Genomic DNA, 25,922 nt, shown 5'->3' on the forward strand with positions numbered 1-25,922 from the left:
CTCCTAAAATAAACTCCACCAAGCTGATAGTACTCCTATAGGATTCTATCAATTTGGTGGGGCTTTTTCTATACGCCTTTTGTTTACCGCTTACCTTTCATATACTTCATCTACATCTTTTCTTCATTTCCCACCGCCAGCAATCAGCCCTCTGACAAAAAATCTTCGTAAGCGTCAAATTTACCGCTTACAAAAAAGACCCCTGCATCATTTTCGATGCAGAGATCTTTTAAAGTCCCTCTTAACTTATCGTCACACTGGACTGCTTGTCGTTCCTCTGATTTATGATTCTAATGGTTGCAGCTCGGACAAGTGTTTGAGCTCCCAACATTCGGCGGTAGGGCGAAGCTCTGCGATCTTCGCTTCTATCTTCTGCAGCCAGCCATTGCGAAACAGCCTGCAGGTAAATTCGTCGGGCGCCAGAATGTCACCGGGATGACACAAAAGACCGATTGCGCGGCAGCCGCCAAGACAAAACTTACGATATTCACAGTTTCTACACTTCTCATTATGCTCAAGTACTGTGCCGGAACGGGTATTGATAAGCTCCATGTACTTTGATTCTGTCAGGCAATTCTTAAGGCCCAGCTCCTGGATCAGCGGATAATCCGCCTGAAACTCATCATCATTGGAAATCGGCATGCAGGTCAAAGCCCTGCCTTCTGCGGAAATGTACATGGAAGTGCGTGCGTGTGCACACATACATGTATTTTCAGGATTTTTCGATACATGAACGACGGGGATACTATATACATCCGGTTCCCGTCCATCCGCAGCAAAAAAGCCGCCCAGCAGCAGATGCATATTCGGCAGATCGTTGTAATAATCCTCAAGATAGTTTAAATAGATTTCAAATGTCTCGTCATCACTCAGACCATGCTTCCCCGCATAACCACCTTCGTGCCAGGCTCCCGTATCACTTACCGGATTAGTCTTAAGTCTGCGGCAGCCCACAGAAGCCAGGTAGTTTATACTGTCACGCAGAGTATGAGCATTCTCCTTCCATAAGCACATCTCAGCACCGGTTGGGAAACCATTGTCTCTGCATAGCTCAAATGCATGGCGTACTGCCTTTTCAGCACCGTTAATACCCCGGAGCCAGTCGTGATAGCCCACGCCGTCGAAACTCATATTAAATTCGGGATACAGACCTCGCTGCTTGAATCTCTCCAGAAGACCTTCGTTCACAAGCAAACCATTGGAATAGATCTGGCTGATGTATACGCCCCGCTCGCTCAGAGCATCTACGATTTCCCAGAAATCGGATCGCACCAAGGGCTCTCCGCCGGTGATCGAACACGATAACACCCCCGCATTGCCAAGCTCTTCTGTGATCTTCATCACATCGTCGTGGCTTAATTCTCCATATCTGCCATCTGCGGCGGACAGATAGCAATGCTTACATTTACAGTTGCATCTGCCGGTAACAGACCAATGGGCAGACTCCATAAAACGGTTTTCGTATCGATGATAGCGCTGGCGTTCTGACAGACCCTTACCTGCGGTACAGGTCTCTATGTAGCCCTTTTCTTCCAGGTCTTTGATGCTGTCATGCACTTCTTGCGAGATCAGCGGAAGATCAAGATCCACAGAGCCGTCACAGAGAGTGAGAGCATCAAACTTCGTCTTATCAAGCCAGTGAACCCGATGCGTCTTGCTGTCAACAACCGCATACGGCAGCAGCTCCCAGCCTCTCAGACAGTAGTCATCCTTTAATCGGTAGTACATATTTTTTCCTTCAACAATACAGATTGCAGCCGTCTATAAAAGGACTTATCACCCATTCCCCCCTGACCGCAGGGGAAGTGAGGAGGATCTAGCCTCCTATTCCAGAGAACATACATCCACAGGGATTAGAACCCCCCAAAAAGCCACATGCTCCACCTGCAACCTGATCAAGTTCATCATCAGATAACACCGCTCCATGTGTCTCCTTAAAATCCTCAGTAGTAAGGGTAAAGCCATACTCTTTTGCGATCTCAATTGCCTTCTCCGTGGCAGTATCTTTGTCGGTCAGGGCCTCAAGCTTTGTTTTCAGTTCCTCATTTTTGCTTGCTTCCTCAAGGAATTTCTTCAGATTCTCGTTCATGTGTTTTCCTCCTTTTTACCATAATACAGATTGCAGCCGTCTATAAAAGGACTTATCACCCATTCCACCCTGACCGCAGGGGAAGTGAGGAGGATCTATCTATCCTCTTCCATAGAAAAGACATCCCATAGGATCAGTACCCATAATGGCACATCCTCCACCTGCAACCTGATCAAGTTCATCATCGGATAACACCGCTCCTTGTGTTTCCTTAAAATCCTCAGCGGTAAGGGTAAAACCATACTCTTTTGCGATCTCAATTGCCTTCTCCGTGGCAGTATCTTTGTCGGTCAGGGCCTCAAGCTTTGTTTTCAGTTCCTCATTTTTGCTTGCTTCCTCAAGGAATTTCTTCAGATTCTCGTTCATGTGTTTTCCTCCTTTTTTACCATTTACAAGATGCTGAGAGTTTTTGTTTCAAGCAATTGATGCCTACATAATTTTATACGCATCAATCTACATAAATGCGACTTGTATTTTCATTTTTTCCCCCGGCTGCCATATCAAGTTCTTCATCGCGGAGCCTTTCTGCGGAATCTTCGCCTTTATCGTTCTTTATATCAGAAAACAGCACCTTTCGAAGTCTTTCCTTATGGTCTGATCCCGCGGTAAAATCGGCCTTTTCAAAAATGTTCTCCATATCAGCCCCTCGTTATTTTTTATCCCAGAGTTCTTCTTTTGTATCCTCAAGCTTTATTGCAAGTTCATATGGTAACCATGATGTATCTTTACCTGCGATCTCTGAAAAACGATCAAGTACACAGCAGATCCTTTCGGTAAGAGGCGCATCAACGACTGTATAGTTCTCAAGACGTCCGCCGGTATATATATTTCCGTCTATCCCAAGGAACAGCTTTTCCATATCGGCGTTATACTTTCCAAACGCTGCCACGATCCCTACCGCATCAGCCACGAGCTCATCCCATATGGCATCCTTTTTATCGGGATACAGGTTTCTGCATATAAAATGCGTACACTCGTGGTATTTCCTGATCTTATGCGAAAGAATGATCCATTCCTCATCGGAAACGCCCATCATTTTCGCCGGTATTGCACTATACGGGCCTACAGAAAGCACTATCAGTACATCCTTAAAGTTGCGCCTTTCCGATGTAAATTTCCTGAACTCTTCATCATATTCGGATCCCGAAAATCCCTCCATATGCTGCTCGATCTTCCGCCGGTTGATGACCCCGTTAATAATGGATGCGCCCTGCGTATCGGGGATATCCGTTTCCTCGCAGCGGTTAGCCATGATACGAAGGAAAGTCACAAAATCCTCGCGTTTTGAAAGCGTTATGACCGTTACGACTCCTGCCGGTGTCTCTTCCGTAGTCATACTGTCTTCATTACTTGTGATAAAGTGGGAAAGATCTCTTGCTTCCGGCTCATTTCCTCTTTCAACGATATCAAGGTACTTTTCCTTCCCGCCGGGTCCGGGGGATACAAATAACTGCCTGTATGTATCGGCAAGATTTTCTATAACCGCTCTGCCGTGAAATTCCTGTTCTTTTCCCATATATTTCCTGCTATACCTCTATATACGTATCATCCGGCAATATTGCGACATTTTTTTAAGAGTCGCTCCATCTTCTTTCCAACGGCCTTCTCGTTTGAAGATAAAACTTCCGCCATTTCCTTATACGACATCTCAAGTCCGAATCTCATAGACAGCAGGTTTCTCTCACTATCATTAAGCCTGCTTAAGATCACATAAGCGCTCCGCGCATACCCGTCCGTGAGCTTTTCAAGCTCAGGATCGGCGGATCCGGGCTCAAAACCGGCTTCCATATAGTCTTCCAAAGATACGATCTTATCGGAATCAATCTTTCGGAAACGGTCATACAGTGTATTTGTCGCAATCGTGCACAGCCATGTATAAACGGATGAAACCTTCGGATCATACCGGTCGTATGCTTTCATAGCCTTAACAAATGTATCCTGTACTATATCCTCGGTATTCTCCATGTGGAGGAGCCTCACATATACGCTCTTGAACACCTTCTCATAGTACTCGTCATATACTTCCTCAAATGGTCTTTTCTCCGGCTTATCCATTCTTGCGCTCCACCTGCTGGCGCGACACGAGTTCGGCAAAGAAACCGTTAGCTGCGATCAGCTCGTCATAGGTTCCGTCTTCCACGATCTTTCCTTTATCAAGAACTATGATCCTGTCACAGTTCTTTATTGTGGACAGTCTGTGTGCTATCACGATCCTTGTACACTTGAGGCCATCGAGTGAATCAGATACCTGCTTCTGCGTTATATTGTCAAGTGCACTTGTTGCCTCATCAAACATTAAGATCTTCGGCTTCGGGGCGATGGCACGTGCTATCATAATGCGCTGTTTCTGTCCACCCGATATGCCGCCACTGCCTTCTCCTATGATAGTGAACATATTCATCGGCATCTGCCTGATATCTTCGGCTACACCTGCCATTTCAGCCGCTTCCCAGGCATCATCAAGTGTCAGCTGCGGGGCGGAGATGACAATGTTCGAATATATATCTCCCATAAAAAGCGACATGTTCTGCATGACGGTTCCGATCTTGGACCTTAAGGACTTCAGATCGATCCTGTTAAGGTCCCGCCCGTCATAATAGACCGCACCCTTCTGTGGCTTCTCAAACCCGAGCATAACGCGCATAAGCGTACTCTTGCCGCATCCGCTCTTACCCGTTATCGCCACATACTGTCCCGGCGTTATCCTAAGGCTAAGATCATCGAGCACCGGAGGCATGTCCTCACTGTAGCGGAATGTAACATTATTAAGTTCAATACCGCCGGAGAGCTTTTCTATCACCGGTTTGTCCTCGGCTATCTCGGGGGCCGTCTCGATCACCGGTCGAAGCAGTTCAAATGTCGGTACTATCCTTGCCGCAGGCTCTATCATCGGAACGAGCGTCTTAATTGCCCCGCATACGATTGCAAAAGCAGCGTTGAACGCATAGTACTGGGCAACATCCACATGAATTTTTATCGCTTGATAATATATGATGATCGTCCCTGTAAGGGATATCGCCGTTATGATCGCCGGGAATACCTTCACGAACATCGGCGGATCATACATATACTTTGACTGCGTGGCATATGCATTAGCCCACTTGGAAAATGCGCGACGCTCGGCACCGGAGAGCTTGATTTTCTCGATACCGGCGATAAGCGAATGGGACAGCCCACTCTCTTTTGCGCCAAGCTCCATCTGCGTCATGTTTAACCTTGATCTTATGACAAGGGCAGCGACCAGCGTTATCATCTGAAGCGCTGCCACGAGAAAAGCAGGGGCCGCAAGTGCAGGTGCGAACGATCTTATCTGGAAGATATAGAGGAACGAGAACAGCGCAGTCGTAAAACATGTCATGACCATGTTAAGTATCTCGTATATGAGGATACTCATGTTGCTGACGCGTTGTGCAAGATCACCCGAAGTGTATTTCGTAAAGAATGAACTCGGAAGCGTCAGGATCCTCATCATCGTTGCTGACTCGATGCTTAGGTTTAACTTCTGCGTCAGCCTGTGAAGGAACAGTCCCTGTATCGTTCCGAACAGAAGGCTTGAAAGCGATGCACATATGAGAAATACCGCTATCGCAATAAATGCGGATACACTCCTCATCGCCACGATATCCGTGAACAGCAGCCTGTTTATCCATGGGATCAGCATTCCGACACAGGTCGCGATAAGCGCAAAACCGAAGTAGCCACATACACCGCCCCTGTCAAGGTTAGAGAAGATGTATCCGTACAGATCCTTCATAGTCATCGCTCTTGTAGGGAATGCTTTATAAAAAGCAAATGCCTCGCCGCTGAAGAGCTTTTCCGAAGCTGCTGTGACCTTTGTCATCATACCCGTTTCCGGATCTGCATATTTATAGACGTTTGCCCCTGCAGGGATAAGTGCTACAGGCTTGCCGTCATCAGCAAAGGTTGTCAGCATAGCACCCGTAGCGTCTTTTCTCCAACCCTCGCGAAGTACTACCTGCCTTGTCATGACGCCATAAGGACGAAGAAGATACTCAAGAACTTCCTCGATCGACTGCAGTCTTTCGGGAACTTCCCTGACCTTTATGTGATAGTATTTAAGGATCGATCCTATTGCATCCGTTGCCTGTTCTCGTTCATTCTGCAGTGCGGCAGACAATTTCAGCCCCATGACTGAACCCGCGATCTTAAGGCACGAATCCTCAAATGCTTCTATATCGTTTTGTTTACGAAGCTCTATCTGCTCCTCGAACCAGCTTGCCATCTTATCTCCCAAATGTCTCTATTCGCTTGTCACAAGCTTCGCGTAAAGGCCATCCATAGCTATGAGTTCGTCATGTGTCCCGCGCTCACTGATCTTACCTTTATCAAGCACTATTATCTCGTCACAGTCTCTTATCGTTGAGAGCCTGTGTGCCACGACTATCGTTGTGATACCTCTTTCTTTTATTGATGAGACGACATCATACTCCGTCTGAGCATCAAGTGCGCTTGTGGCCTCATCCATTATCATGATCGTCGGATCCTGCGCAAGGACACGTGCTATCTCGATCCTCTGACGTTGTCCTCCCGAAAAATCAAGTCCGCCATCACGAATCTTATACGAGTAGCCTCCGTCCCTCTTCATGATATCCTCATGAACATGTGCGTCCCTTGCCGCAAGTATCATCTCGAAATCCTCGATGGAGTTGTCCCACATTTTGATATTGTTCGCTATAGTATCCTCGAACAGTATGATGTCCTGATTTACAACCGCCACAGAGCTTGTAAACAGGTCCCTGTCTATCTCGCCCACCGGTTTGCCGTCAAACAGGATCTCTCCCTCCCACGGACGGTACAGACCTGATATAAGGCGCGAAAGTGTACTCTTCCCGCATCCGCTCCCGCCTACGAAAGCAACACTCTTTCCTATCTCGAGTGTAAGGTTAAAGTTCTCGATAAGCGGCGGTGAAAGCTTCGAATAACCGAATGTCACATTCTTAAGCTCGAGCTTACCTGACAATTTGTTCGAAAAAGTTTTTTCCTCACCGTCCGAAGAATCGGCATGCTCAAGTATCGCATCTTTCGGATATTCCATGACATCATCGATACGTTCCATCTGCGTACGCATTTCCTGAAGACCCTGACCCGCTTCTATGAGTGACTGCGCCGGCAGCAGGAACTGAACAAGAAATCCCTGAAACGCGAGTACCATACCGGATGTGAACTCGCCCTTTATCATAAGGTAAACTCCCATAAGGAGCACGATATCGTTAACAAGTCCCATGACGATCACTGGTACATTTCCGAGTCTTGCATCTATCCCGGCAAACTTAACGCGCTGGCTGTTAACGCTCGCCTCATATCCGGACCATTTGGTAAAGAATCCGTTCTCGGCACCGCTTGATTTGATAGTCTCTATCATCTCTATGCCTGATACCGTCTGTGAATACAGCTTACTTTCGTCGCGCATCATGACACGGGTGATATTGTTCCTTTTTGCGCTGACAAAATATGCCACAAAAACATTCACCACTATGGCAACGATGCCTATCGCCGTCATCGCAACCGAATACGACAGCATCACACCGAGGTAAAAGATCAACATCGCTGTATTTATAACAAGAGGAGCAAATGTATTGACAAGAATATTTGCTATGTTTGCGTTGGCCTGACGTCTTTGTTCTATATCACCTGCCATACGCTGTGAAAAAAAACTCATGGGAAGTTGCAGGACATGCCAGAAATATTCAGCATTTCCGACAGCGGCAAACTTACCTCTTATCCGGAATGAATAAAGCGCAGTGATCCATGCCGCAACGATCTGTACAATGGTAAGTATTATAAGCGCGGCCATAAAGCAGCCGACAAGTGAAGGATTTCTTCCGGGAAGCAGTTCATCCATGAAGAACCTGGAAAAACCTGCCAAAGCAATGGCACATATTGATGTGACTGACGTTGTTATCGCAACAAATACGGTTGCCGATCCGGCTCCGATCATGCGCTTTTTAGCAAATGCGATCATGCTCTTGGGTTTTCCGGAGGGCTCATATCCTTCGCCCGGAGTGATGACTACGGTAACGCCGGTAAAGGCTTCGTCAAACTCCTTCTCGGTTATGATGACATCACCCCTTGCGGGGTCGTTGATGTACACCTTCCCTTTTTTGAAGCCGCATAAAACGACAAAATGATTAAATTCCCAGTGTATGATGCACGGAAATTTGGCCTGTTTTTTAAGTTGCTCCGGTTCGAACCTATATCCTGTGGCATTAAAACCATATGTCCTTGCAGCCCTTGCGATGTTTCCGGCCTTGGATCCGTCGCGTGAAACACCACAGTCCTCCCGGACCTGCTCAAGGGGGACCCATTTTCCATAATAAGCCATGACCATGGTAAGGCTCGCCGCACCGCACTCAAGCGCCTCCATCTGCATAACGACGGGAACCTTTGCTACGCCATTTGTCACCGGCTGTTTAATCCTGTTCTTCTTATTTGATAACATAACTTATCGGTGCCACTTCCTTTACTCCGTTTTCAGTATTGACCTGTATCTTTCCGAACACGGCCCAGAAAAAAGTCCCAGCGATAAGAACCAGCGTTGCAAACAGTATCATCCACACAGAAGGTGTGGTCACTTTGATATAGTCGTCAAGCTGCTCGGGGGATGTAACTCTTTCAAGGCTTTTTTTACGAAATATCGATTTTTCTGCCATATATTAAGGATCCTTCCGTATGATGAAAAACAAAAAAGCACATCCATCGGATCAGTCTCCCCGTGGATATGCTTTATGATTGCTGATACGTAATGCATTTACGCTGTCTGTCTGATTATAGTGTACGCAAATCAAGACATCAACCCCCATTAAGTAGATACAATTCATATATTTTATAATACAGTAATCCCCCACTAATGTCAATGTTTTTCAGCATTTCAATGACATCGCCAACGTTTATGACAGATCTTTTCTCATCATTCAAACGCATCTCGACTGTTTTCCAACCTTCATTAATTGCCCGAAAAGAATCATCCCATAAATTCATATAATGTGTCATTCTGAATCTCTACGATCTATCCTATAATACTTAAAGTCAGCATCTTCATTCACATATTTAAAGCCAACCTTTTCCAAAACATGTTGGCTTCTTGTATTAGGCTGTATTGAATCAGCATACAGCACTGGTATATCCAACTCTTTAAAAACATATCGAACCGCAAGTCGTTCTGCCTGTGTCCCTATGCCTTGGTCTTTATACTTAGCATTCTTCAAGCATATACCCAAGGTGGCACATTTGTGATCTTCAATATTCTTTATAATTACTTCACCAACAATCTCTCCACCGCACATTATAGCAAGTGTTCTTCGATTAAGATTCTTTTGGCGCTGAATATACTTATTTACCTTTTCTTCAGAGTATTCATAAGGCATATATTTCATTTTATCTAGCCAAAGATCCGGATCATTCTCATATTCTTTAAAATAGCTATGATACATTTCCGGGGTCATAGCTATAAGCTGTATAAAATTTGTATTCTTCAAAAGCTTCTTTATAGCATCTTTAAAGGTTGCTTCCTTCGTCAGCAATTTCTGTATTTCTTTATTGTTTTCTGACCATGATTTGTCCATAATCTATCTTCTCTCATCGGTTAATCCAATATTATTCCATGGTGCTTTCTTACATTTTAATAAAGTCATATTAAAATAGGCAAGCCTTACCCTTAATCTTTAAGCCCAAAAGTAGTCCACTAACCCCGTCCCAAAGGTACCATTACTAGGTATTTATCAGTTATATAGTTCTTATTACGTAGTATTTATCAGTTATATAGTTCCTATTACTTAGTATTAATTACTTGGACAAAGATAACAGTTATGATAATTTATATGTATTGTAAAAACGCAGGGGGGAGATATCCATGTATAATTCCATGTTACTGATCATACGTCTGCTTGTGCTGGGCTTTGTAGCCTCGCTCATAGCTTTTATATCTGATTCTGTATCAGCCAAGAAAAATGGCCGAAAGAGGAAAGTCGCCATTATCGTTATATTCATAATAATGTCTGTGATAGTGGGTCTCATCGCTCTTGCGTACATTTTGCTCCTTCTTCTCACACTGGCGATCGTAGCTAGTATGTAAGGCAGTGGGAGATATTATCAATATGAGTGACAAGAAATTTATAAGAGCCCTTATCATCATAGCAGCTGTGGGGATGCTAATAACTGCAGCACATGCCATCTATGTCTATAAGGCGTATCAGAAATCTTCAATAATATACTTTATATCACAGGAGCTATGGCCATGAAGAGGAAACTAATACCAGCCCTGCTGATAGCTATCTTTATCATCACCAACCTGGCAATCTATATGACTCTGACCAGGAGGCTGGGCAACAACTACAGCGGAACTGATCAGTTAAAGATGGTGGATGTGGGCAAATTCCTGCCCTTTGAAGAAGAATCCGCCCTGGCAAGAACGCCGTCATCACTTCATTTCAGCTCAGAAGATGACCTGCCTGTTTTGGACGGAGCAGCTGCTCTGGTCCCTGTCTACGCATCAGTAATAGATGCCTGCTATCCTGAGGGCTGTGTCACCTATGAGGGCGGCGTATTTTCAGATGACAACTACTACGGCGAAAACTTTGCAGCTGACAGCGTCATGCAGTATCAGAATACCATTCGCGGTTTTGATGCCCTTGTGGACGGCTCTGTTGATCTGTTCTTTACAGCACATCCTTCCAAAGAGCAGCTGGATTCGGCAGTTGCTGCAAATGTAGAGCTTGAGATCCTGCCTGTGGGGCTTGAAGCCTTTGTCTTTTTTGTAAACTATCAAAACCCTGTAGATGATGTGACCATAGATGAGCTCCGTGGCATCTATAGAGGCCAGATACGAAACTGGAAGGAGCTGGGAGGCCCGGACAAGCTCATTAATCCGCTGACCAGGATAAAGGGCTCGGGCAGTCAGACCATGATGGACAAGTTCATGGAAGATGACATAGATACCAGGCGCAGTCCCCTGGCAATACTGGGCGGCTCCATCGGCTATTCCTTCAGATACTATCTCTCCGGAATGGTAAGAAATGACAAGGTCAAGATGCTGTCTATAGGCGGCGTATATCCTGATGCTGATAATATCAGAAACGGAGCTTATCCTTTGACAGCCTCCTTTTACGTAGTCTATAGAAAAGATAACCCAAACGAGAATGTAAAAAAGCTGGCTGACTGGCTATTAACAAGCGAGGGCCAAAAGCTCATAGAAGCCTGCGGATATGTACCCCTTAGTTCAAGTGAAAACAACTAAGATCACAGGGGCTGATCAATAAAAAAATACCGCTTTAGATGCCTGTTATTTCGCCTCCTACCGGTTATTCGGTAAGGAAGCTAAGATCACAGGATCTAAAGCGGTATCTTTTTAATTATTATCCAGCTTATCAGCTAACTGTTATTACCATACAGCTCTAAAGCTGCTGCCATCATAGATCATAGAGCTGCCCTTGGTATAGGACAGGCCTGCCTGTCCGCTGCCGGGGTACTGATTGCTGCCATCATTAAAGAGGACATTGGCGCTGGTCCAGCCTGAAGGAAGATTATAACCATAATAATCGCCTCCAAGATCAGTCATCCTGTCTCCCGGCCATGATGTGCCGCTGGCAGATGAACTATAGATATAGCAGTTCAGGTTGCTGCCCCAGCCCGCAGGCTTTTTGATATATATGTCATAATTGCCCAGCAGGTAGCGGTTAATATAGTTTACCAGATTGCCATTCACATAGAGCTTGGAACCGCCCTTGGAATATGCCAGGCCGGGCTGTCCGCTGGCAGGAGTCTGATTGGAGCCATCTGTGAAGATCACATTTGCTGATGACCAACCTGCAGGCAGATCATATCCAAAGAGGCCATTTCCCTGATCTGTCATCTTTACTCCGGGCCAGCCTGCGTTCTGACTTCCGTCTGAAGTATACGCATAGCAATAGATATTGCCGCCCCAATCTCCGGGTTTATTAAAGTACAGGTCATAGGTTGTCTTGGCCTGAACAAGCGCACCATTTTGATATACCATAGGAGTACCCTTGGTATATGACAACCCTGGCTGTCCACTGGCAGGATCCTGATTGTTGCCATCATTGAATATCAGGTTTGCCGAGTTCCAACCGCTGGGAAGATTGTATCCATAGAGGCCATTTCCCAAATCTGTCATCTTCACGCCGGGCCAGCCTGCATTCTGAGAGCCGTCTGAAGTATAGGCATAGCAATAGATGGTACTGCCCCAAGCTGAGGGCTTGCTGCAATAAATATCATAATCTCCGCTTACAGTAACTGAGCCGCCGGCAGCTGATCCGCCACTTCCTGATCCTGAATTGCCACCTGACGCAGGCTGTTCCTGAGCGTTGTAGAGGACTGCAACCTTTCTGCCATCAAGGCTTCCTGAGAGCTTACCTCCTGAAACTGTAAAGGTCCTGCCTGATACATGATCTACATAAGAGCCATCCTTCAGGGATGTGGTCACGTTATTGAGAGTAACTGCGCTATCCAGGTTGATGATGCAGCTTCCCTTATTTCCTCTGTCAATCTGCAGTATCTTGCTGTTGCCGGCAGGATTTCTCAGGGTCTCATTCTGGCCCACCATAGCATTACGGAAGAAGTTGACCTCTTTTACTTCTGTGGCTTTAAACTGGTTATTGCCCTTGGCACCCAGCACATTATCGCCCCAGTAATTGCCTGCTGAGCCGTTGGAGCCAGCGGGTCTGCTGTAAAAGAGGGGTGTGCCGCCTGCTCTTGCTGCAATAACTGCCCATGCCAGACGGATCTGCTCATTGGTCAGTCCTGCTGATTCATGCTCATTGCAATAAGTGTCATGAGACTCAACCCATGTAACGAGATAACCGGGTGTCTCGTGATTCCAGCTGCTGATCTTATTTACTGAGAAATCATTGTTCTTGACCTGCTTTCTCAGATTATTGCCATAGCTGCTGGCTGTCATCTTCATATACTGGCTGTATTCTGCATAAGGTATTCCGTCATCCTGCAGAACCTCACCATATATAAAGAGGTTTCCTGCATTTGACAATGATACTCCGCTTACTGATTTCTTTCCTGTTACTACCTGCCAGAAATCATTAACCCCTCTTGTATTCTTGGAATCCTTGGGATCGGAAGGCACACCGATATGCTTTGCAGTGTCATAACGGAAGCCATCACATCCGCAAGCTACCAGGTCATTAAGGTATTGAAGGAAATATTTCTGGAAGCCCTGGTTCTCGGTATTAACATCCGGAAGTCCGCCCATCTGGCCTGTTGTGCACTGATAGCGGTCCTTGTAATTACTGATGGCTGTAAAGCCATTTGCATGATAGAGATCTCCGCCTGCAGCATTTATAAGGGCTGAAGAAACCTTGGAGGTAGTAGGTGTTGTATGATTGGGCACTACATCTACAATGATCTTGATACCATACTTGTCAGCTTCCTGGCACATAGCAGCGAACTGGTCCCTGCTTCCCAGCTGGTAATTACCAATCTTCCAGTCTGTGGGCTGATATTGATAATACCAGTGGCCATTGCCATCCAACTGCATAGTCTTATTGGTATCCAGGATACTATTGGCAGGCGATGTCTGTACTGCAGTAAAGCCTGCTTCTGCAATATCCTTCATATTACTTCTGATGGTATCAAAAGACCAGCACCATGCGTGAAGTATCGCTCCGTCATCAACCCTGTCTGTAAGACCATTGGATACTGCTACAGACGCAGCAGTTGCAGTAATAGGACTCTGCATTATCTGCTGTGACAGACTGCCTGGTAAGCTACTAATTGACAAGATAGCAGCAAGAACTACCGGCATTAGACGTTTCATTAATTTAGATCTCATACCTTCTCCTCTTCTTTGAATAAACGATCAATAGCTACGAGTATTCTTGATGCAGATTCCAAATTCGTTTTTGATCCTTTATCCTCTTTAAGATTTTGCTGGCTAAAACAACATCGATCTTCTTATCATCTTAAAGATATAGCTTTCAAAAACAGATCAGGATCTGCAATCTTTTCATATAAGAAATAAAGTACCGACTACCCTTAAGCTGTTTTATCCACCTCCTTTGATTTTTTGGTAATTATTACTTATATGATCCCCTATTTGCATTAATCGCTACACCCCTTTTGGTTAACACATTATTACATGTTTTTATCATTATATTACTTAACCGCTTAACTTTCCATCCAATAATTTTTCAATGATTTTGTTCATTTTTAACAATGCCCTGCGCACAAAAAAGATGCTGCCGGCAAGGACCATCAATCCAGCGCGGCAGCACCTATTATTATCTTCTTAAGTATTTCTCATCCGATTCATATTCGTCGCTAACAAATCGTTCCACGTTCATGTGAAGATCATACTTATCGCGAAGTCGAGCAAGTTGCTTCATCATTGGAGAAGCATGATGTGCATCTATAGCCTCCTGATCTGACCACGAATCAATGAGCAACACGGTTTCGGGATCATTGAGAGGTTGAAAATATTCATACCGCAGATTCCCTTCTTCTGCTCGAATAGCCTCCGCGATACCTGATGATTCCATTTCGTCCGCAAACGCACGTGCATTTCCGTTTATTCCTTTATAGTACAGATTTATTGTTATCATGAAATCTCCTTAGTAAGTTATGCTGGAATAACCTCGTTTAAAGAAATAGAATTTGCTTCTATCTTTAGTGATGAGTGAAATTTGTTCTAAAATATTATTTTAGCAAACTCTCTCATCAGTTACTATTTTTAACAATATTTATTTGTAATACGCAGAGACTTCAAGAAAACTCTTGTTGCCATCTATGTAATCTTTATATGCTGTTTCTGCATCCTTTCCGTGAAACACCTTGCAAAGTCCGCACATGTCACAATCAGAGATGCATGGATATCTTTCTTTTATATATGCTCTGCGCTCTTCTAAAGTGGAATTTCCTAACTCAGGTGCACCTGCCATAACAACAATCTCCTCAGTGTATCTGCCTGTCCTGGCGGTACTTTTCCATGTACTCCATGTTTATCTCACGAATTTCCTTTTTACCATCAATGTAATCCTGATATATATCCCAGGGACTTCCACCGCCAAGCCAGCATGAAGAACAGTTCTCACAACCGCCACCGCAATCAAGAGAATTCTTTATTATCTGCTCCCGTTCTTCTTTAGTTGTATCTTTGATCAGGATAGACTTCATGCCTATTCCTCCCATCCTTTACAAACTAAGGCTCTGTGCAGCGCCTTTCCATTATTAAGTGTAGCATTCATACTTCCAAGTCGATAGCCCTTTATATCAAAAATAACAAACTTGAACTTAGTTATAATCTCTCAAAACATCAAGTCCAAGCAACAATGCTTTCTCATGGGACCCTGTACCAAATGACCTGGCATCATACTCATGCACATTAGCCAATGAATCAGCAGTGAACAGGAACTGTCCAAACTTCGCTCCACGTTTCCTGCAGCATGCTGCAAGGGCTGCACATTCCATTTCCACCACAGAACAGCCTTCCTCAAGGCGGTATCTCACCATATCCTTGGTCTCTCTGAAAAAGCCATCTGTTGTCCAGGTTGTACAGGTTACAAACGGAAGATCATGTTTATTAAATGAGCTTTCGATAGCTGCTATCGGTTCCTGATCAAGTTCAATATATCTGGATGCTGGAAGATAGTGATACGAAGTACCTTCAGCTCTCAACGCCTTTACCGGAACAATAAAAGCATCCTCCGGAAGATCCGCAAGAACTCCGCAAGAACCAACTGCAATTATCTTCGTACATCCGCAGTTAACAAGTGTATCAAGAACCTGCGTTGCTGATGCCGAGCCTATAGGTGACTGCACCAGACATATATCTTCTTTTTCCTCATGTAGCACATATATCTTTATATTGTGAGAGACTGTAATAAGCTCTTCTACCATAGCTGCATTATTCTCTTTGGCGTATTTATGGACTACATCTCCAAGGAATGCAAATAAACACTTCTCCGGCAATCTCTCAGCTGTCCAGTCATGATCAGGAGCTATAACTTCCGATGAACTGTCATCATATTCCAATAATGGTATTTCATTTTGTATTATCATATAAACCTCCGATCTTCGTGTTTAAATCACAGAAACAAAATCATATTAACTGTAAAAAATAGACCTTATCAAAACTATTTTAGCTTGATAAGGTCTTAATACACTTGTTTAATGAATCAAAAAGTTTACAGATTCATCATATAGCACGGCCTCATCTCGCATGGTAATCTAAGCCCCTGAATATTTTCCATGGACATATAATTGACCACCATTCTATTGACGAGACGTGTATTTGTCATATAACTGGCATTCCTCCAAGATTATTAGTTGTAAGTATAGACATAGTCCTGTTAGCTGTCAATAACTTTTTGCCCCTCTATAAATCTCTTTATCACTTCAGCTTTGCGCCATCCTTAAAAGCATTGCCCACCTTTTCTCCAACTCCGTAATATCCATTACCAAATGGATCAAAGCTTATAGGCTTAACCTTTGTGATATCAACTGCCCCATCTGTCACTACGCTCTCATCTGCAGAGACATTTACGATTTCTCCAATCAGAATGCCATCTTCCACATAAGTATTATTTGTATTGCTTCACAAATTCCACCGCAGCTCTTATATCATCATCATTTGGTCTTCCTTTATGTATGCCCTTGAATTCTCCTTTGCAATGAAATTCCTTTGAATCCATAGCAACGCCGACTTTATCAGCCTCAGCCTTTACTTTATTGTAAGTCGAATTGAGCATTGCTGCAGATCCGAAGTTTACTATCTTCCCTACCTTTGTCTTATCCAGGGAACCGACAAACTTCTTTACCTCAGGATCTATATTAAAAGCATAAAATGAATTGCCCAGGAATAATATATCTACTGCTTCTGTTACAGGTTCACTGATAGGAAGTGCTTCCACGCCAAGTTCCCTTGCCATTGCTTCAGCAAGTCTCTTTGTATTTCCGGTCTTCGTATAGTATCTTACTGCGTATGTCATGCTAATTCTCCTTTATATTTTATTCTCCCTCATCCTGCAATCAAAAACTGTGCGCTCATAGTATACCGATTTAAACTATCCCCTTCGCTGCTGGATCCTGAATCCAAAACTGTCTTGGTTATCTTATATGTTCCAGGTTCAAGCTTTCCGTAAAGCCATTCCCAGTTAGTTTCAATCTCAGCTTCCCCATTCTTTGGAATACTGTAGCCGATATCAGTAAAAACTCCGTTATCAATTATCATTGGAACCGCTTCCCACTTCTCACCTTCAAGCATCTCAAGCGTGTAGTCTTCTCCATATATCAGCTCGCCGGTATTGTTGTCTTCGTACTGCTTGAAATGAACAGTTAGCCCTGAGGCCGTCACATTACTAACACTCATCATGAGCCCAAGAGCCTCAACTTCAGAATCTGAAATATACTGTCCTATTCCGCCTTCAGTCCTGCTGGTATTAAACTTAAGCGTATCCAAAATGATATCTGCCTCTTCCCACATATGGCTTATCCAGGAATCGCAGTCTATACTCTGGGCAACTATCTGCGGACGTTCATCGCCAAAAGTAATGAAATCCCAATGCTCATGATCATCATATGTACCAACATGCGCGGTATATCCCGCTAATGTAATCTCTTCCTGGGAAAGTCCTGTTCCGCAAACACCAAAACTGTCTGAGCAAAAAAGCTCTATCTGCCCTGCATCTGCAGATTTTGGTTTTAGTATCAATCCATATAGACCATAAGTAAGCTTCCCGTCATCCACTGCAGAAATCTCCGCTGTCCATCCTTCCGGAACAACTACAGACATCTCTCCATAGGGTCCGCCCACTGAAACTGTCTGCTTTTCATAAGCACTTCCTTTTGCAAAAGAGCTCCATTCGCCATAAACTCTCTCGGCTCCGTTGCCTTTAAATGCCCTTACTTTTATTCTGAAATCGAAATAATCCTGCGCACCGGTAACGTAAGAATTATCGGTAATCTCAATTGTTTCAGGTTCTCTGTACTCTTTTTCTGAATAATACTTATTCTCCTCAGAGACTTCGTATCCTTTAGCACCCTCAACCGGATCCCACTCGAAAACAACCTCGGCACAGTCTTCTCCCGGTCTCAAAATACCGTCTTTAACCGCAGGCACGCCAAGAGTATCAGCTTCAACCGCTTCCGGTTCACTCAATGTGCCGGAATCAGCTCCGCCATCTGATACTTTGTTGTTTCCACAACCTACAGCGGCAATCGTCATAAGCATTACCATAGCAACACATAATCTTTTCATACTGCTCCTCTTGGTGGAATGTGGGGAATACAAGGATGTATAACGACATGCTCAGAAGTGCACGGATGCACTTCTATGTCGTGAATACATGGATGTATCTCGACATGTATAAAAGGCTGTATAGACAGGATCAGCCAAGGAGCTTTGAAAATTCCAAAGCCTTGCCCAAATCTCCATCCACCTTAAGCTTCCCTATGGTAAATGCAGCCACGGGATCAAGCTTACCGGTGATAAGCTTATTAAAATCATCAGACTTCATGCTGATAGCACAGTTTCTGTCATGATAGTCATAGGGTTCCACAGAGATCTTGTGGTCCTTAACTTCAACATAGAACACTCCGGGATCACAGTCTGTGAGATTGATCTGCACGGCCAGGAAATCCACTGCGGATACATCTGCATTCTCAGACAGCTTTCTTACTTTAGATAGTACGGTCTCAAACTTCATATGATATCCTCCTAGGTCCATGGTATGATTGTGGTTATAGCATACTCGCGTTATGTGCAGAAATGCAGTTAATAGTTCTTACCTTAATTTACTTGCAGCAAACCTTGATACTATTGTATATAATAATGTGGGTACGGAAAACATAAAAATTTTAATGAAAAGTGAGCAAAGTAATACAATGGTCAAAAAAATCTTAGACGGCTTCATTATTGCAGGACTGGTGATTCTGATGATCGGGATCTACTACTGGATGATAAAAGCCGGCATACCATATCAGGATCCCACAACTGAATTACAGATCCGATATGCCATCAACATAGGCATAGGTGAAGAGCTGATGAAGGACGGCGCAGTGATACTGGCAGTAGCTATTGTAGGTAAGCTTATGGGTATGATAGTTCAAAAAGTAACTCGCTCCCAAAAACACAATTTTTAATGAAAGGTCCAGCAAGATATCAGCTTGTTATACAAAGGACCATCAATCCTGACTCTTTATCATAGAACAGACATATAACAGCTATCGAGATGCAATATTAAGACCGGGACAGTGAAAGTGTTAAAGTTAACCGAAAAGCAGTATGACGGCATATATCTTCTTTCAGAAGAAGTAGACTATCAGGAATAAACAGTCGGCAGAAACTGCCATATAATGTTATAATTGCGACATGAGAATCATACGTTCAACTGAATGGGAATATTAATGTTCAAAGTTGAGACAAATAAGCTTACCAGAATTGTAAATTACATAGAAGTAACTGCATGTATAGCTATTATGGCTATCATGGTGTTTTTCTTTAGAGACCTGAATGCATACTTCGATACGCTTGCAATGAAAATTGTTGCAAATGCTGTATACATTGGATGCATGATACTTATGTTGTATTTGGCATATGAACTCATTGATCATGCACACATGTATATGATAGTTGAACGTAGTGGATTCAGGATTAAGCATCTGTTCAGAAAAGAAGATGTGTTTACTCGGGACCAGCTTATCAAATGGGAATGTTATACTCAGTATATACGTACAGGTCTTACCAGTGAAAATATAGTTATTTATTTTGATAATAAAACCAGGGTAGAGTTTGCAATAAATGAAAATACAAACTTTGAGAGGCTTTTGAGTCATTTGCGATCAGATTTCAATAAAAAAGAGGCTTAATGTAATACTATTTTTGAAATAACAGAGATGTTTTAGATGGATAGAAAGATTTTTAAAGTACGGCAGAGAGGTTTTTTTATAATAACATGTGTGCTTTGTGCTTTGATGGCCGCATTAGGTGTTTATATAATAACACTGTGTTATCCGGACAATATTGCAGCAGCAGGGCTAATCATAGCGCTTTTTGGAATCAGTTTTATCATTATATTTTCTTCTTTACGAATGACGATAGAGATAACCTATTCCGAGATGACCCAGAAGGTGCTGGTTTTCAGTAGCAGGATCAAGTTTGCTGATGTTAAAGAGTGCTACGTTGTAAATGGCAGAATCATAAGTTTCTATATGTATGATGGTAGAGAACTTAAGTATGCGCTTTATTCGTATGAGGATCCTGAAGGTATATGCAAGGAGCTTAGAAAGCATATTAAAGTTGTTTCATTATAGAACTCAAACTTCCCACTTGGGAATTGACATTTGAACCTTGATAACTGAATAAAAATGCCATAAAAAATTCATCATAAAACACCGTCTTGGCTTCTTCAAAAGAAACTCCATGTTTTTCCTGATTAATTATGTTTTTGTTTTCATCCCACTCAAATCGTATTGTATCCATACATATTTTATACATATCACAGCCATACTTATCAACCATTTCCACGGACGGCGTAAATTTACTGTAGGATATATAATTATCCGGGCAGGTAGTGACACCTGCCCGATTGTGTTATTCTGAAAATCTCTCAAAGGATCATAATACCAGATCCTGTCACTTTGTTTGTTTTCTTACCCCTGAGGCATATTCGCCCATATTAATATCAATAACTTCGCGGGATGGTTGAATCAGCGCACTCTCATACTGTACCTCCCACTGCACCTCGGTACTCATCTCTCCATCCTTAACGCCATCAATAAGATCACCGGGTTTTATAGGATTATCACTATCGTACATATACGATACCATGTTATAAGCATGGTTAACGACTTCATTAGGATCCATATCATGAAAATGGTACTGTAAATCCGGCATACAGATAGTGCTCATTCCCAGTGTATCTACAAGCATATCAGAAGTACCCTCAACATTAAAAAATCTTACATTCACTGCATAGTAAATAAACCTTATTTCTTCAGGCATATCACAGTTTATTATCTCATCACGAGTTATCATCTTATTGGAATTACCAAAAACAAAAGCTTTACATGATGGATAAAGCTCTGCAAGTGCTTCAACAAAAGCCACAAGCATTTTTGATCTATCTTTATAATCAAGTAATGCTGAAAGCATATCTGTTGCTACAACATGATATTTACACTTATCCAGGATTTCATCTGCATCGGGGCAATTCCATAATTGTGAAAGTGATATATCATCCATTAATGGTCTATCAATTTCTGATGATTTCAGCACAACAAGTTGTGCTGGCAAATCAACATCGTTTTTGTCTATGTGACTCTTATATTTCTTTGGAGAAAAACCTGCCATTTCATTACTATAAGAAAAACACTCTGTATCCCCTAAGTGTTCTGCCATCACTCTAGACATAGTATCTTTGTCCGGCATCTCACATGCCTCCTCCATCAGGAGTTGTATAATAAAGACGTGACCGCCATTGTCATTAATGCCAAGATCCTGCTGTAATACTTTTTCTTTTTTCTTTTTGAATAAAATCATTTTTCCCACCTTAAATTTGGATATTATGAGCTTGTTACTGCTATTGTCAGCAGTTACCAATTCACGAACAATTTCTATAATACCACTTTACATGCATATTATTTCATGTTATTTTATCTCGGTAGTCTTTCGCATGTATCATGCAAGTGGAAGTTCATCCACAGTTCTCATGATTTACTGATAGATTAACATTGTGAGTTATTCGTAGTTACACTATTGCGCCCTTTTTATAACCAAGGGCTCATACTGCATGTTCATGCGAAGTAAATATAATACATTATTCCAAGGAGGAAAATCAGCATGGAAGCGAGATTTTCAAATGTACCCCCAACCAAAAACAGTAGCCCAAAGAGCCCACTATATTCTGAAACGGCCTATGATGATGCCTTCAGGACCATGGAAGGCAGATGTGATGACATCCTTATCCCTTTTGTCAGTCACATGTTCGGCGAGCATTATAGCAAGGGTGCAACAGTAAGAAGGCTCAGGAACGAGCATTTCGTAGAACACGAAAATGGCGCAAACGAGAAAAGAGTCACTGATTCTAGCTTTGAGATCATAGACAGGGACGTAACCAGGCTCTATCACCTGGAATGCGAAAGCAAGAGATATGACGGGTCTATTCTGATACGTATCTTTGAATATGGCAGTCAGATAGCCAAAGATTTCAGTGAAACAGAGCCTTCCAGGCTTAAGTTATCTTTCCCCAACACAGGTATCCTGCTTCTACGAGCTTCAAAAACTGTCCCTGATAAAGTTGTGATAGAGCTCTTACTGCCCAACAATACAGAGGCTTCATACGATGTACCTTTACTAAAGGTATCTGACTATACCATTGATGATATCTTTAACAGGCAGCTCTATATGCTCATCCCCTACTATATCTTCAACTACGAAAACAGTCTATCGGAGATAAACGAGATGCCAGAAAAGCTGGAAATCTTATCCAAAGAGTATCACAGCATCTTTGACAGATTGGACGGAGAATTGGAGAAAGGCAACTTGTCTGCCGCTTCTTACAGTGCTATCATTAAATTGACAGCAAGTGTAGCATACAAGCTTACTTCAAAGCAAAAAAACGTTCAGGAGAAGGTTGGTGATATCATGGGTGGAAAGATATTGGATCTTCCGGAATTTCGCATATATGATCAAGGCAAGGAAGAAGGGTTTAAAGAAGGGGTTGAAGAAGGTATTGAGAAAGGACTCATTAAAGGTCGCAAGGAAGGAAAGATCATCGCCAGATACGAGGATGGTATGTCTATTGAAGCAATTGCAAAAAAGTATGACATATCCGTAGACAAGATCAAAGAGATACTTCAATCAGAGAATCTTATATAATTATTCGGGCAGGTAGCGATACCTGCCCGATTGCATTAGGGAAGCTTTTTATTTACCTTCCCCAAGTCCTATATTGTTTTGATTGTTTTTATACTATTTTTTCTGCCCTCACCGCTAACAATAAGGTATTCATTTACCACGGGATTATTTGAGATCTCAATAGCCCCCTTCAACAACACTTCAATTATTACTTCAATACAACTTCAATAGAATCGAAAGAAACGGCATCATTGAAAAACAACAGTGAAAGCCTCTATTTTTTGGCAATCACGGTAATCCAAGGCTTAGTCTTATGGTGATCTGTCTTGACCTTTGAGAATCCTGCTGCTTTCAAGGCCTGTTCGATTTCTTCAACTGTATGACATGTCATACCCTCTATGATCTTTTCGTACATAAGCTGATCACAGAACAAATCCCCGCAGCAATAGCTGATGCTGCGGGAAAGATTATTAACAGTTTAAGAAGCAGAAGAAAAGAATTTCACATTCTTAATAAATGCCATCGCTGAAATCATCCAGGTCGAAGCGGTCTGAGTAATCATCCGGGTCCAGGCCTGCATCTTCAAGAGCCTCTCTGCGTTCATCTGCAGCCATGCTATCCAGAATATAGCTCTTCAAGCCTGCTGCCGAAAGCTCATCATTATCATCATCGTCATCATATTTTCCATAGGAAATACAGGGATGTATTTCGACATGCTCAGAAGTGCAGGGATGCACTTCTATGTCGTAAATACCATGACGATCCTCAAAGTATGTATCTCCAAGATAATCATCATCAAATGGTCCATGCATAAGCGGCACCTCCACTTTTCCCTGAATCAAAATATAGGGTGCAAAAAAGCCCCGCCGAAGCGGAGCAATTTTGCATATCTCTTTTTTATTTATCCGTGGTCGATTATGAATGAATCAGTCACTATTAGATCAATCAACAGTTCCGGTTGCCATGTAAGCAGCAAACTTCTTTCCACCATCTGTCTCATCACCATATGTTACGTTAATTCCGCCACTTCCATTGTCAGTAAATGTAATTTTATATTCTGTCCAGTTGGAACGGCTCTGACATTTGATACTTGTAGTTGTATATCCAGCTTTCTCAAGAGCATCTTTCACGCCAGCATCACCAGGATCATAACCATCAGCACCAACAGTAATGGACTCACCTGAAATAGTACTAATGCTTCCCTGATCAGCAGCATAAGCCTGGACAACGTTTACAATAGCTGTTGCATTCTGTGAATCGGTTGAATTTCTGGATCTCTCTACGTACTGAAGGAACTGGGGAGCAAGTACAGCTACCAGTACTGCCATAATAGCGATAACGATGATCAGCTCAACAAGAGAGAAGCCTCTGTTATCCTTACCCTCTTCCTTTCTCTTCTGCTGCATCTTCCAGATTTCCTGCATCATTTTTCTCATAACGTTCCATCTCCTTATTTGTCGTTATTAAAAAGTTTTTGGTTACAGCTAATACCTTTATCGGTATCAGACCGTCTTTTGATAAGTATCTTTATTTTTGCCTCGGTGTTTTTATCATATTTCCGACTGCATTTTGCAGTATAGCAGATTATTATGATAGTTTCAACACCTTTTTGCAAATATTTTTATTTGTTATTTCGTATATGTTGAATTCACTATATATAAGGCTTAGTAGAACTATCCTTCACTGAAATTTCAATTCTATCTTCTTTAATATGGCAAAAAGACAGATAATGTCCAGCTATAGATCAAAGGTTATCCAGTGCCTGGTACATGGACAGCATGGGACTCATAACTGCGGCGATGAGGAAGCCTACAACCCCTGCCAGTACGATGATGATCATAGGCTCCATGGCAGCCATCATCTGAGCTGTAGCAGCTTCTACCTCTTCGTCATAATAGTCAGCCAGCTTCTCCAGCATCTCATCTGTAGAACCGGACTCCTCACCAATCCTGATCATGTGATACATCATAGGAGGAAATCTGCCGGTATTCTCCAGGGCAGAGCTCATAGGCTGGCCTGCCACTACTGCGTCCCTGGTCTCCAGCATGGCATTTTTGTAGAGGATATTGTCCATGGTCCTGGAAGTGATCTCCAGAGCTTCCACTATGGTCACACCGGAGGCAAAAAGGGTGGACATGGTACGAGCCATGTTGGAACAGGCTTTCTTCTGGATCAGTTCGCCAAATACAGGCAGTTTGAGTGCCAACCTGCCCAGGGTCAGCTGTCCCACAGGAGTCCCCGAGAACCAGCGAAATAGCAGGAAGCCGCCTACTAGCACTGCCAGGATGATATAGTATTTCTTCATAATGAAGTCGCTCATGGCTATTACCAGCTTGGTAATACCGGGCAGCTCCGTGCCCAGCTGAGCAAACATATCGGTATAGGAAGGTATGACGAATACCAGCATGACTACCACTACCACAATGGCCACTATGAGTACCACTATAGGGTAGATCAGGGCTTTCTTTACCATATCCTTGACCTTGGCTGATTTTTCAAACTGCACAGCCATACGCTCAAAGGCCAGGTCCAGGTTACCGGAGGCTTCACCTGAACCTACTGTGGTGATAAGAAGGCTGGGGAAGACCTTGGGGAATTTCTGCATGGCACTGGTCAGGGATTCACCCTTTTCAATATCCAAAGAGACCCTCTTGATAGCATCAGCCAGGATCTTGTTCTCAGTCTGCTCCGCCAGGAGCTTCATATTCTGGATAATGGGCACACCTGCCTTGGATATGGATACGAACTGACGGCAGAAGATAGCCAGCTCCTTATCCTTGATACCTCCAAAGCTGATATTGATATCCTTGGTCAGGAGGTTCTGCTCTTCAACCTTTACTATGGTCAGTCCTTTGCCCTTTAGCTCGGAGATGGCCAGATCCTTGGTCTCTGAATCTATACTGCCTTTTACATGTTTACCACTGGAATCAAAAGCCTGATAACCGTATGATGGCATAAGTTATTCCTTCCTAAATCGATTATTGAGATGCATTA

Annotated in this window: 33 protein-coding genes; 7 read left to right on the forward strand and 26 right to left on the reverse strand. The window is 43.1% G+C overall.

Annotation, left to right across the window (positions count from 1 at the left end; all coding sequences use genetic code 11):
* Window positions 1–282: 282 nt before the first annotated feature.
* The 11 genes from G636_RS17705 to G636_RS20830 form a co-directional block, all read right to left on the reverse strand.
* Complete coding sequence (locus G636_RS17705; protein WP_051226679.1) at window positions 283–1,728, reverse strand: radical SAM/SPASM domain-containing protein; 1,446 nt, start codon at window positions 1,726–1,728, stop codon at window positions 283–285.
* An 88-nt stretch (window positions 1,729–1,816) separates the two neighbouring features.
* Window positions 1,817–2,089 carry a Nif11-like leader peptide family RiPP precursor gene (locus G636_RS0107135; protein ID WP_026507482.1) on the reverse strand — a complete coding sequence of 91 codons (273 nt, stop codon included), beginning with the start codon at window positions 2,087–2,089 and terminating at the stop codon, window positions 1,817–1,819.
* A 99-nt stretch (window positions 2,090–2,188) separates the two neighbouring features.
* Window positions 2,189–2,455 (reverse strand): Nif11-like leader peptide family RiPP precursor, encoded by a 267-nt coding sequence (locus tag G636_RS17710; RefSeq protein ID WP_035779153.1) that lies wholly within the window; start codon window positions 2,453–2,455, stop codon window positions 2,189–2,191.
* Between the two features lie 82 nt (window positions 2,456–2,537).
* A complete protein-coding gene (locus G636_RS0107145) occupies window positions 2,538–2,726 on the reverse strand; it encodes a hypothetical protein (RefSeq protein ID WP_026507483.1) in 189 nt (62 codons plus the stop codon).
* 12 nt (window positions 2,727–2,738) lie between these two features.
* A complete protein-coding gene (locus G636_RS0107150; RefSeq protein ID WP_026507484.1) occupies window positions 2,739–3,605 on the reverse strand; it encodes a DUF7005 family protein in 867 nt (288 codons plus the stop codon).
* 29 nt (window positions 3,606–3,634) lie between these two features.
* The gene (locus tag G636_RS19460; protein WP_051226681.1) at window positions 3,635–4,144 is read right to left on the reverse strand and encodes an RNA polymerase sigma factor; all 510 of its coding nucleotides are present in this window, start codon (window positions 4,142–4,144) and stop codon (window positions 3,635–3,637) included.
* Window positions 4,137–6,332: an ATP-binding cassette domain-containing protein gene (locus tag G636_RS0107160; RefSeq protein WP_026507485.1), complete on the reverse strand. Its 2,196-nt coding sequence runs from the start codon at window positions 6,330–6,332 to the stop codon at window positions 4,137–4,139. Before G636_RS0107160 ends, G636_RS19460 begins: the two co-directional genes overlap by 8 nt.
* 18 nt (window positions 6,333–6,350) lie before the next feature.
* Entirely contained in the window at window positions 6,351–8,549 is a 2,199-nt protein-coding gene (locus tag G636_RS0107165) for an NHLP family bacteriocin export ABC transporter peptidase/permease/ATPase subunit (RefSeq protein ID WP_051226683.1), read from the reverse strand.
* Window positions 8,536–8,760 (reverse strand): hypothetical protein, encoded by a 225-nt coding sequence (locus tag G636_RS0107170; protein WP_026507487.1) that lies wholly within the window; start codon window positions 8,758–8,760, stop codon window positions 8,536–8,538. The genes G636_RS0107165 and G636_RS0107170 overlap by 14 nt, the downstream gene beginning before the upstream one ends.
* A 139-nt stretch (window positions 8,761–8,899) precedes the next feature.
* A complete protein-coding gene (locus G636_RS17720; protein ID WP_155832338.1) occupies window positions 8,900–9,088 on the reverse strand; it encodes a hypothetical protein in 189 nt (62 codons plus the stop codon).
* A gap of 8 nt (window positions 9,089–9,096) precedes the next feature.
* Window positions 9,097–9,672, reverse strand: a complete 576-nt coding sequence (locus G636_RS20830; RefSeq protein ID WP_051226685.1) for a GNAT family N-acetyltransferase — start codon at window positions 9,670–9,672, stop codon at window positions 9,097–9,099.
* Between the two features lie 287 nt (window positions 9,673–9,959).
* On the opposite strand from G636_RS20830, the gene G636_RS0107185 reads away from it, so the two are divergent.
* The 3 genes from G636_RS0107185 to G636_RS0107195 are packed head-to-tail and all read left to right on the forward strand — an operon-like array spanning window position 9,960 to window position 11,342.
* Complete coding sequence (locus G636_RS0107185; protein WP_026507488.1) at window positions 9,960–10,181, forward strand: hypothetical protein; 222 nt, start codon at window positions 9,960–9,962, stop codon at window positions 10,179–10,181.
* Window positions 10,182–10,203: 22 nt separating this feature from the next.
* Window positions 10,204–10,347 carry a hypothetical protein gene (locus tag G636_RS20265; protein WP_155832339.1) on the forward strand — a complete coding sequence of 48 codons (144 nt, stop codon included), beginning with the start codon at window positions 10,204–10,206 and terminating at the stop codon, window positions 10,345–10,347.
* A complete protein-coding gene (locus G636_RS0107195; RefSeq protein WP_026507489.1) occupies window positions 10,344–11,342 on the forward strand; it encodes a PstS family phosphate ABC transporter substrate-binding protein in 999 nt (332 codons plus the stop codon). Before G636_RS20265 ends, G636_RS0107195 begins: the two co-directional genes overlap by 4 nt.
* A gap of 144 nt (window positions 11,343–11,486) precedes the next feature.
* On the opposite strand, the gene G636_RS19465 is transcribed toward G636_RS0107195, so the two are convergent.
* The 9 genes from G636_RS19465 to G636_RS0107240 all read right to left on the reverse strand — a co-directional run bounded on the left by G636_RS19465 (window position 11,487) and on the right by G636_RS0107240 (window position 18,777).
* Window positions 11,487–13,907: a starch-binding protein gene (locus tag G636_RS19465; protein WP_081668312.1), complete on the reverse strand. Its 2,421-nt coding sequence runs from the start codon at window positions 13,905–13,907 to the stop codon at window positions 11,487–11,489.
* A 448-nt stretch (window positions 13,908–14,355) separates the two neighbouring features.
* Window positions 14,356–14,676, reverse strand: coding sequence for a putative quinol monooxygenase (locus tag G636_RS0107205; protein ID WP_026507490.1), 321 nt, complete (start codon window positions 14,674–14,676; stop codon window positions 14,356–14,358).
* 138 nt (window positions 14,677–14,814) lie between these two features.
* Window positions 14,815–15,012 carry a hypothetical protein gene (locus G636_RS0107210; RefSeq protein WP_026507491.1) on the reverse strand — a complete coding sequence of 66 codons (198 nt, stop codon included), beginning with the start codon at window positions 15,010–15,012 and terminating at the stop codon, window positions 14,815–14,817.
* A 13-nt stretch (window positions 15,013–15,025) separates the two neighbouring features.
* Window positions 15,026–15,247, reverse strand: a complete 222-nt coding sequence (locus tag G636_RS0107215; protein ID WP_026488945.1) for a hypothetical protein — start codon at window positions 15,245–15,247, stop codon at window positions 15,026–15,028.
* Window positions 15,248–15,364: 117 nt separating this feature from the next.
* Window positions 15,365–16,132: a nucleoside phosphorylase gene (locus G636_RS0107220; RefSeq protein ID WP_026507492.1), complete on the reverse strand. Its 768-nt coding sequence runs from the start codon at window positions 16,130–16,132 to the stop codon at window positions 15,365–15,367.
* Window positions 16,133–16,463: 331 nt separating this feature from the next.
* Window positions 16,464–16,646 (reverse strand): hypothetical protein, encoded by a 183-nt coding sequence (locus G636_RS0107225; protein ID WP_026507493.1) that lies wholly within the window; start codon window positions 16,644–16,646, stop codon window positions 16,464–16,466.
* Between the two features lie 7 nt (window positions 16,647–16,653).
* The gene (locus G636_RS0107230; protein ID WP_026507494.1) at window positions 16,654–17,061 is read right to left on the reverse strand and encodes a flavodoxin family protein; all 408 of its coding nucleotides are present in this window, start codon (window positions 17,059–17,061) and stop codon (window positions 16,654–16,656) included.
* A 29-nt stretch (window positions 17,062–17,090) separates the two neighbouring features.
* The gene (locus G636_RS19470; protein WP_051226691.1) at window positions 17,091–18,329 is read right to left on the reverse strand and encodes an immunoglobulin-like domain-containing protein; all 1,239 of its coding nucleotides are present in this window, start codon (window positions 18,327–18,329) and stop codon (window positions 17,091–17,093) included.
* Window positions 18,330–18,459: 130 nt separating this feature from the next.
* A complete protein-coding gene (locus G636_RS0107240) occupies window positions 18,460–18,777 on the reverse strand; it encodes an SCP2 sterol-binding domain-containing protein (protein WP_026507495.1) in 318 nt (105 codons plus the stop codon).
* Between the two features lie 178 nt (window positions 18,778–18,955).
* On the opposite strand from G636_RS0107240, the gene G636_RS0107245 reads away from it, so the two are divergent.
* The 3 genes from G636_RS0107245 to G636_RS0107255 all read left to right on the forward strand — a co-directional run bounded on the left by G636_RS0107245 (window position 18,956) and on the right by G636_RS0107255 (window position 20,383).
* Window positions 18,956–19,213: a hypothetical protein gene (locus G636_RS0107245; RefSeq protein WP_026507496.1), complete on the forward strand. Its 258-nt coding sequence runs from the start codon at window positions 18,956–18,958 to the stop codon at window positions 19,211–19,213.
* A gap of 264 nt (window positions 19,214–19,477) precedes the next feature.
* Window positions 19,478–19,939 carry a hypothetical protein gene (locus G636_RS0107250; protein WP_026507497.1) on the forward strand — a complete coding sequence of 154 codons (462 nt, stop codon included), beginning with the start codon at window positions 19,478–19,480 and terminating at the stop codon, window positions 19,937–19,939.
* Between the two features lie 36 nt (window positions 19,940–19,975).
* Window positions 19,976–20,383 carry a hypothetical protein gene (locus G636_RS0107255; protein WP_155832340.1) on the forward strand — a complete coding sequence of 136 codons (408 nt, stop codon included), beginning with the start codon at window positions 19,976–19,978 and terminating at the stop codon, window positions 20,381–20,383.
* Here the strand turns inward: G636_RS0107255 and G636_RS21045 are convergent.
* Together G636_RS21045 and G636_RS0107260 are read right to left on the reverse strand one after the other, a co-directional pair.
* On the reverse strand, window positions 20,364–20,591 hold the full coding sequence (locus tag G636_RS21045; RefSeq protein ID WP_330363927.1) for a BrnT family toxin: 228 nt from the start codon (window positions 20,589–20,591) through the stop codon (window positions 20,364–20,366). The genes G636_RS0107255 and G636_RS21045 overlap by 20 nt on opposite strands.
* Window positions 20,592–20,705: 114 nt before the next feature.
* Complete coding sequence (locus G636_RS0107260; RefSeq protein ID WP_026507499.1) at window positions 20,706–21,611, reverse strand: DUF4261 domain-containing protein; 906 nt, start codon at window positions 21,609–21,611, stop codon at window positions 20,706–20,708.
* Window positions 21,612–21,911: 300 nt separating this feature from the next.
* Here G636_RS0107260 and G636_RS19475 point away from each other — a divergent pair, with 300 nt between their 5' ends.
* Window positions 21,912–22,949: a hypothetical protein gene (locus G636_RS19475; protein WP_051226693.1), complete on the forward strand. Its 1,038-nt coding sequence runs from the start codon at window positions 21,912–21,914 to the stop codon at window positions 22,947–22,949.
* Window positions 22,950–23,202: 253 nt separating this feature from the next.
* Here G636_RS19475 and G636_RS20490 read toward each other — a convergent pair whose 3' ends face one another.
* The 4 genes from G636_RS20490 to G636_RS0107285 form a co-directional block, all read right to left on the reverse strand.
* Window positions 23,203–23,343: a hypothetical protein gene (locus G636_RS20490; RefSeq protein WP_196803054.1), complete on the reverse strand. Its 141-nt coding sequence runs from the start codon at window positions 23,341–23,343 to the stop codon at window positions 23,203–23,205.
* Between the two features lie 94 nt (window positions 23,344–23,437).
* A complete protein-coding gene (locus G636_RS17745) occupies window positions 23,438–23,740 on the reverse strand; it encodes a hypothetical protein (protein WP_035779160.1) in 303 nt (100 codons plus the stop codon).
* 129 nt (window positions 23,741–23,869) lie between these two features.
* Window positions 23,870–24,364 (reverse strand): type II secretion system protein, encoded by a 495-nt coding sequence (locus tag G636_RS17750; protein WP_051226695.1) that lies wholly within the window; start codon window positions 24,362–24,364, stop codon window positions 23,870–23,872.
* 308 nt (window positions 24,365–24,672) lie between these two features.
* Window positions 24,673–25,884, reverse strand: a complete 1,212-nt coding sequence (locus tag G636_RS0107285) for a type II secretion system F family protein (protein ID WP_026507500.1) — start codon at window positions 25,882–25,884, stop codon at window positions 24,673–24,675.
* Between the last annotated feature and the right edge of the window lie 38 nt (window positions 25,885–25,922).

The sequence above is a fragment of the Butyrivibrio sp. MC2013 genome, assembly GCF_000424585.1.
Lineage (GTDB): Bacteria > Bacillota > Clostridia > Lachnospirales > Lachnospiraceae > Butyrivibrio.

Bases quoted from the DNA above. Each gene is read 5' to 3' on its own strand.
- G636_RS17705 (WP_051226679.1), bottom strand. From the start codon at position 1,728: ATGTACTACCGATTAAAGGATGACTACTGTCTGAGAGGCTGGGAGCTG.
- G636_RS0107135 (WP_026507482.1), bottom strand. From the start codon at position 2,089: ATGAACGAGAATCTGAAGAAATTCCTTGAGGAAGCAAGCAAAAATGAG.
- G636_RS17710 (WP_035779153.1), bottom strand. From the start codon at position 2,455: ATGAACGAGAATCTGAAGAAATTCCTTGAGGAAGCAAGCAAAAATGAG.
- G636_RS0107145 (WP_026507483.1), bottom strand. From the start codon at position 2,726: ATGGAGAACATTTTTGAAAAGGCCGATTTTACCGCGGGATCAGACCAT.
- G636_RS0107150 (WP_026507484.1), bottom strand. From the start codon at position 3,605: ATGGGAAAAGAACAGGAATTTCACGGCAGAGCGGTTATAGAAAATCTT.
- G636_RS19460 (WP_051226681.1), bottom strand. From the start codon at position 4,144: ATGGATAAGCCGGAGAAAAGACCATTTGAGGAAGTATATGACGAGTAC.
- G636_RS0107160 (WP_026507485.1), bottom strand. From the start codon at position 6,332: ATGGCAAGCTGGTTCGAGGAGCAGATAGAGCTTCGTAAACAAAACGAT.
- G636_RS0107165 (WP_051226683.1), bottom strand. From the start codon at position 8,549: ATGTTATCAAATAAGAAGAACAGGATTAAACAGCCGGTGACAAATGGC.
- G636_RS0107170 (WP_026507487.1), bottom strand. From the start codon at position 8,760: ATGGCAGAAAAATCGATATTTCGTAAAAAAAGCCTTGAAAGAGTTACA.
- G636_RS17720 (WP_155832338.1), bottom strand. From the start codon at position 9,088: ATGAATTTATGGGATGATTCTTTTCGGGCAATTAATGAAGGTTGGAAA.
- G636_RS20830 (WP_051226685.1), bottom strand. From the start codon at position 9,672: ATGGACAAATCATGGTCAGAAAACAATAAAGAAATACAGAAATTGCTG.
- G636_RS0107185 (WP_026507488.1), top strand. From the start codon at position 9,960: ATGTATAATTCCATGTTACTGATCATACGTCTGCTTGTGCTGGGCTTT.
- G636_RS20265 (WP_155832339.1), top strand. From the start codon at position 10,204: ATGAGTGACAAGAAATTTATAAGAGCCCTTATCATCATAGCAGCTGTG.
- G636_RS0107195 (WP_026507489.1), top strand. From the start codon at position 10,344: ATGAAGAGGAAACTAATACCAGCCCTGCTGATAGCTATCTTTATCATC.
- G636_RS19465 (WP_081668312.1), bottom strand. From the start codon at position 13,907: ATGAGATCTAAATTAATGAAACGTCTAATGCCGGTAGTTCTTGCTGCT.
- G636_RS0107205 (WP_026507490.1), bottom strand. From the start codon at position 14,676: ATGATAACAATAAATCTGTACTATAAAGGAATAAACGGAAATGCACGT.
- G636_RS0107210 (WP_026507491.1), bottom strand. From the start codon at position 15,012: ATGGCAGGTGCACCTGAGTTAGGAAATTCCACTTTAGAAGAGCGCAGA.
- G636_RS0107215 (WP_026488945.1), bottom strand. From the start codon at position 15,247: ATGAAGTCTATCCTGATCAAAGATACAACTAAAGAAGAACGGGAGCAG.
- G636_RS0107220 (WP_026507492.1), bottom strand. From the start codon at position 16,132: ATGATAATACAAAATGAAATACCATTATTGGAATATGATGACAGTTCA.
- G636_RS0107230 (WP_026507494.1), bottom strand. From the start codon at position 17,061: ATGACATACGCAGTAAGATACTATACGAAGACCGGAAATACAAAGAGA.
- G636_RS19470 (WP_051226691.1), bottom strand. From the start codon at position 18,329: ATGAAAAGATTATGTGTTGCTATGGTAATGCTTATGACGATTGCCGCT.
- G636_RS0107240 (WP_026507495.1), bottom strand. From the start codon at position 18,777: ATGAAGTTTGAGACCGTACTATCTAAAGTAAGAAAGCTGTCTGAGAAT.
- G636_RS0107245 (WP_026507496.1), top strand. From the start codon at position 18,956: ATGGTCAAAAAAATCTTAGACGGCTTCATTATTGCAGGACTGGTGATT.
- G636_RS0107250 (WP_026507497.1), top strand. From the start codon at position 19,478: ATGTTCAAAGTTGAGACAAATAAGCTTACCAGAATTGTAAATTACATA.
- G636_RS0107255 (WP_155832340.1), top strand. From the start codon at position 19,976: ATGGATAGAAAGATTTTTAAAGTACGGCAGAGAGGTTTTTTTATAATA.
- G636_RS21045 (WP_330363927.1), bottom strand. From the start codon at position 20,591: ATGGTTGATAAGTATGGCTGTGATATGTATAAAATATGTATGGATACA.
- G636_RS0107260 (WP_026507499.1), bottom strand. From the start codon at position 21,611: ATGATTTTATTCAAAAAGAAAAAAGAAAAAGTATTACAGCAGGATCTT.
- G636_RS19475 (WP_051226693.1), top strand. From the start codon at position 21,912: ATGGAAGCGAGATTTTCAAATGTACCCCCAACCAAAAACAGTAGCCCA.
- G636_RS20490 (WP_196803054.1), bottom strand. From the start codon at position 23,343: ATGTACGAAAAGATCATAGAGGGTATGACATGTCATACAGTTGAAGAA.
- G636_RS17745 (WP_035779160.1), bottom strand. From the start codon at position 23,740: ATGCATGGACCATTTGATGATGATTATCTTGGAGATACATACTTTGAG.
- G636_RS17750 (WP_051226695.1), bottom strand. From the start codon at position 24,364: ATGAGAAAAATGATGCAGGAAATCTGGAAGATGCAGCAGAAGAGAAAG.
- G636_RS0107285 (WP_026507500.1), bottom strand. From the start codon at position 25,884: ATGCCATCATACGGTTATCAGGCTTTTGATTCCAGTGGTAAACATGTA.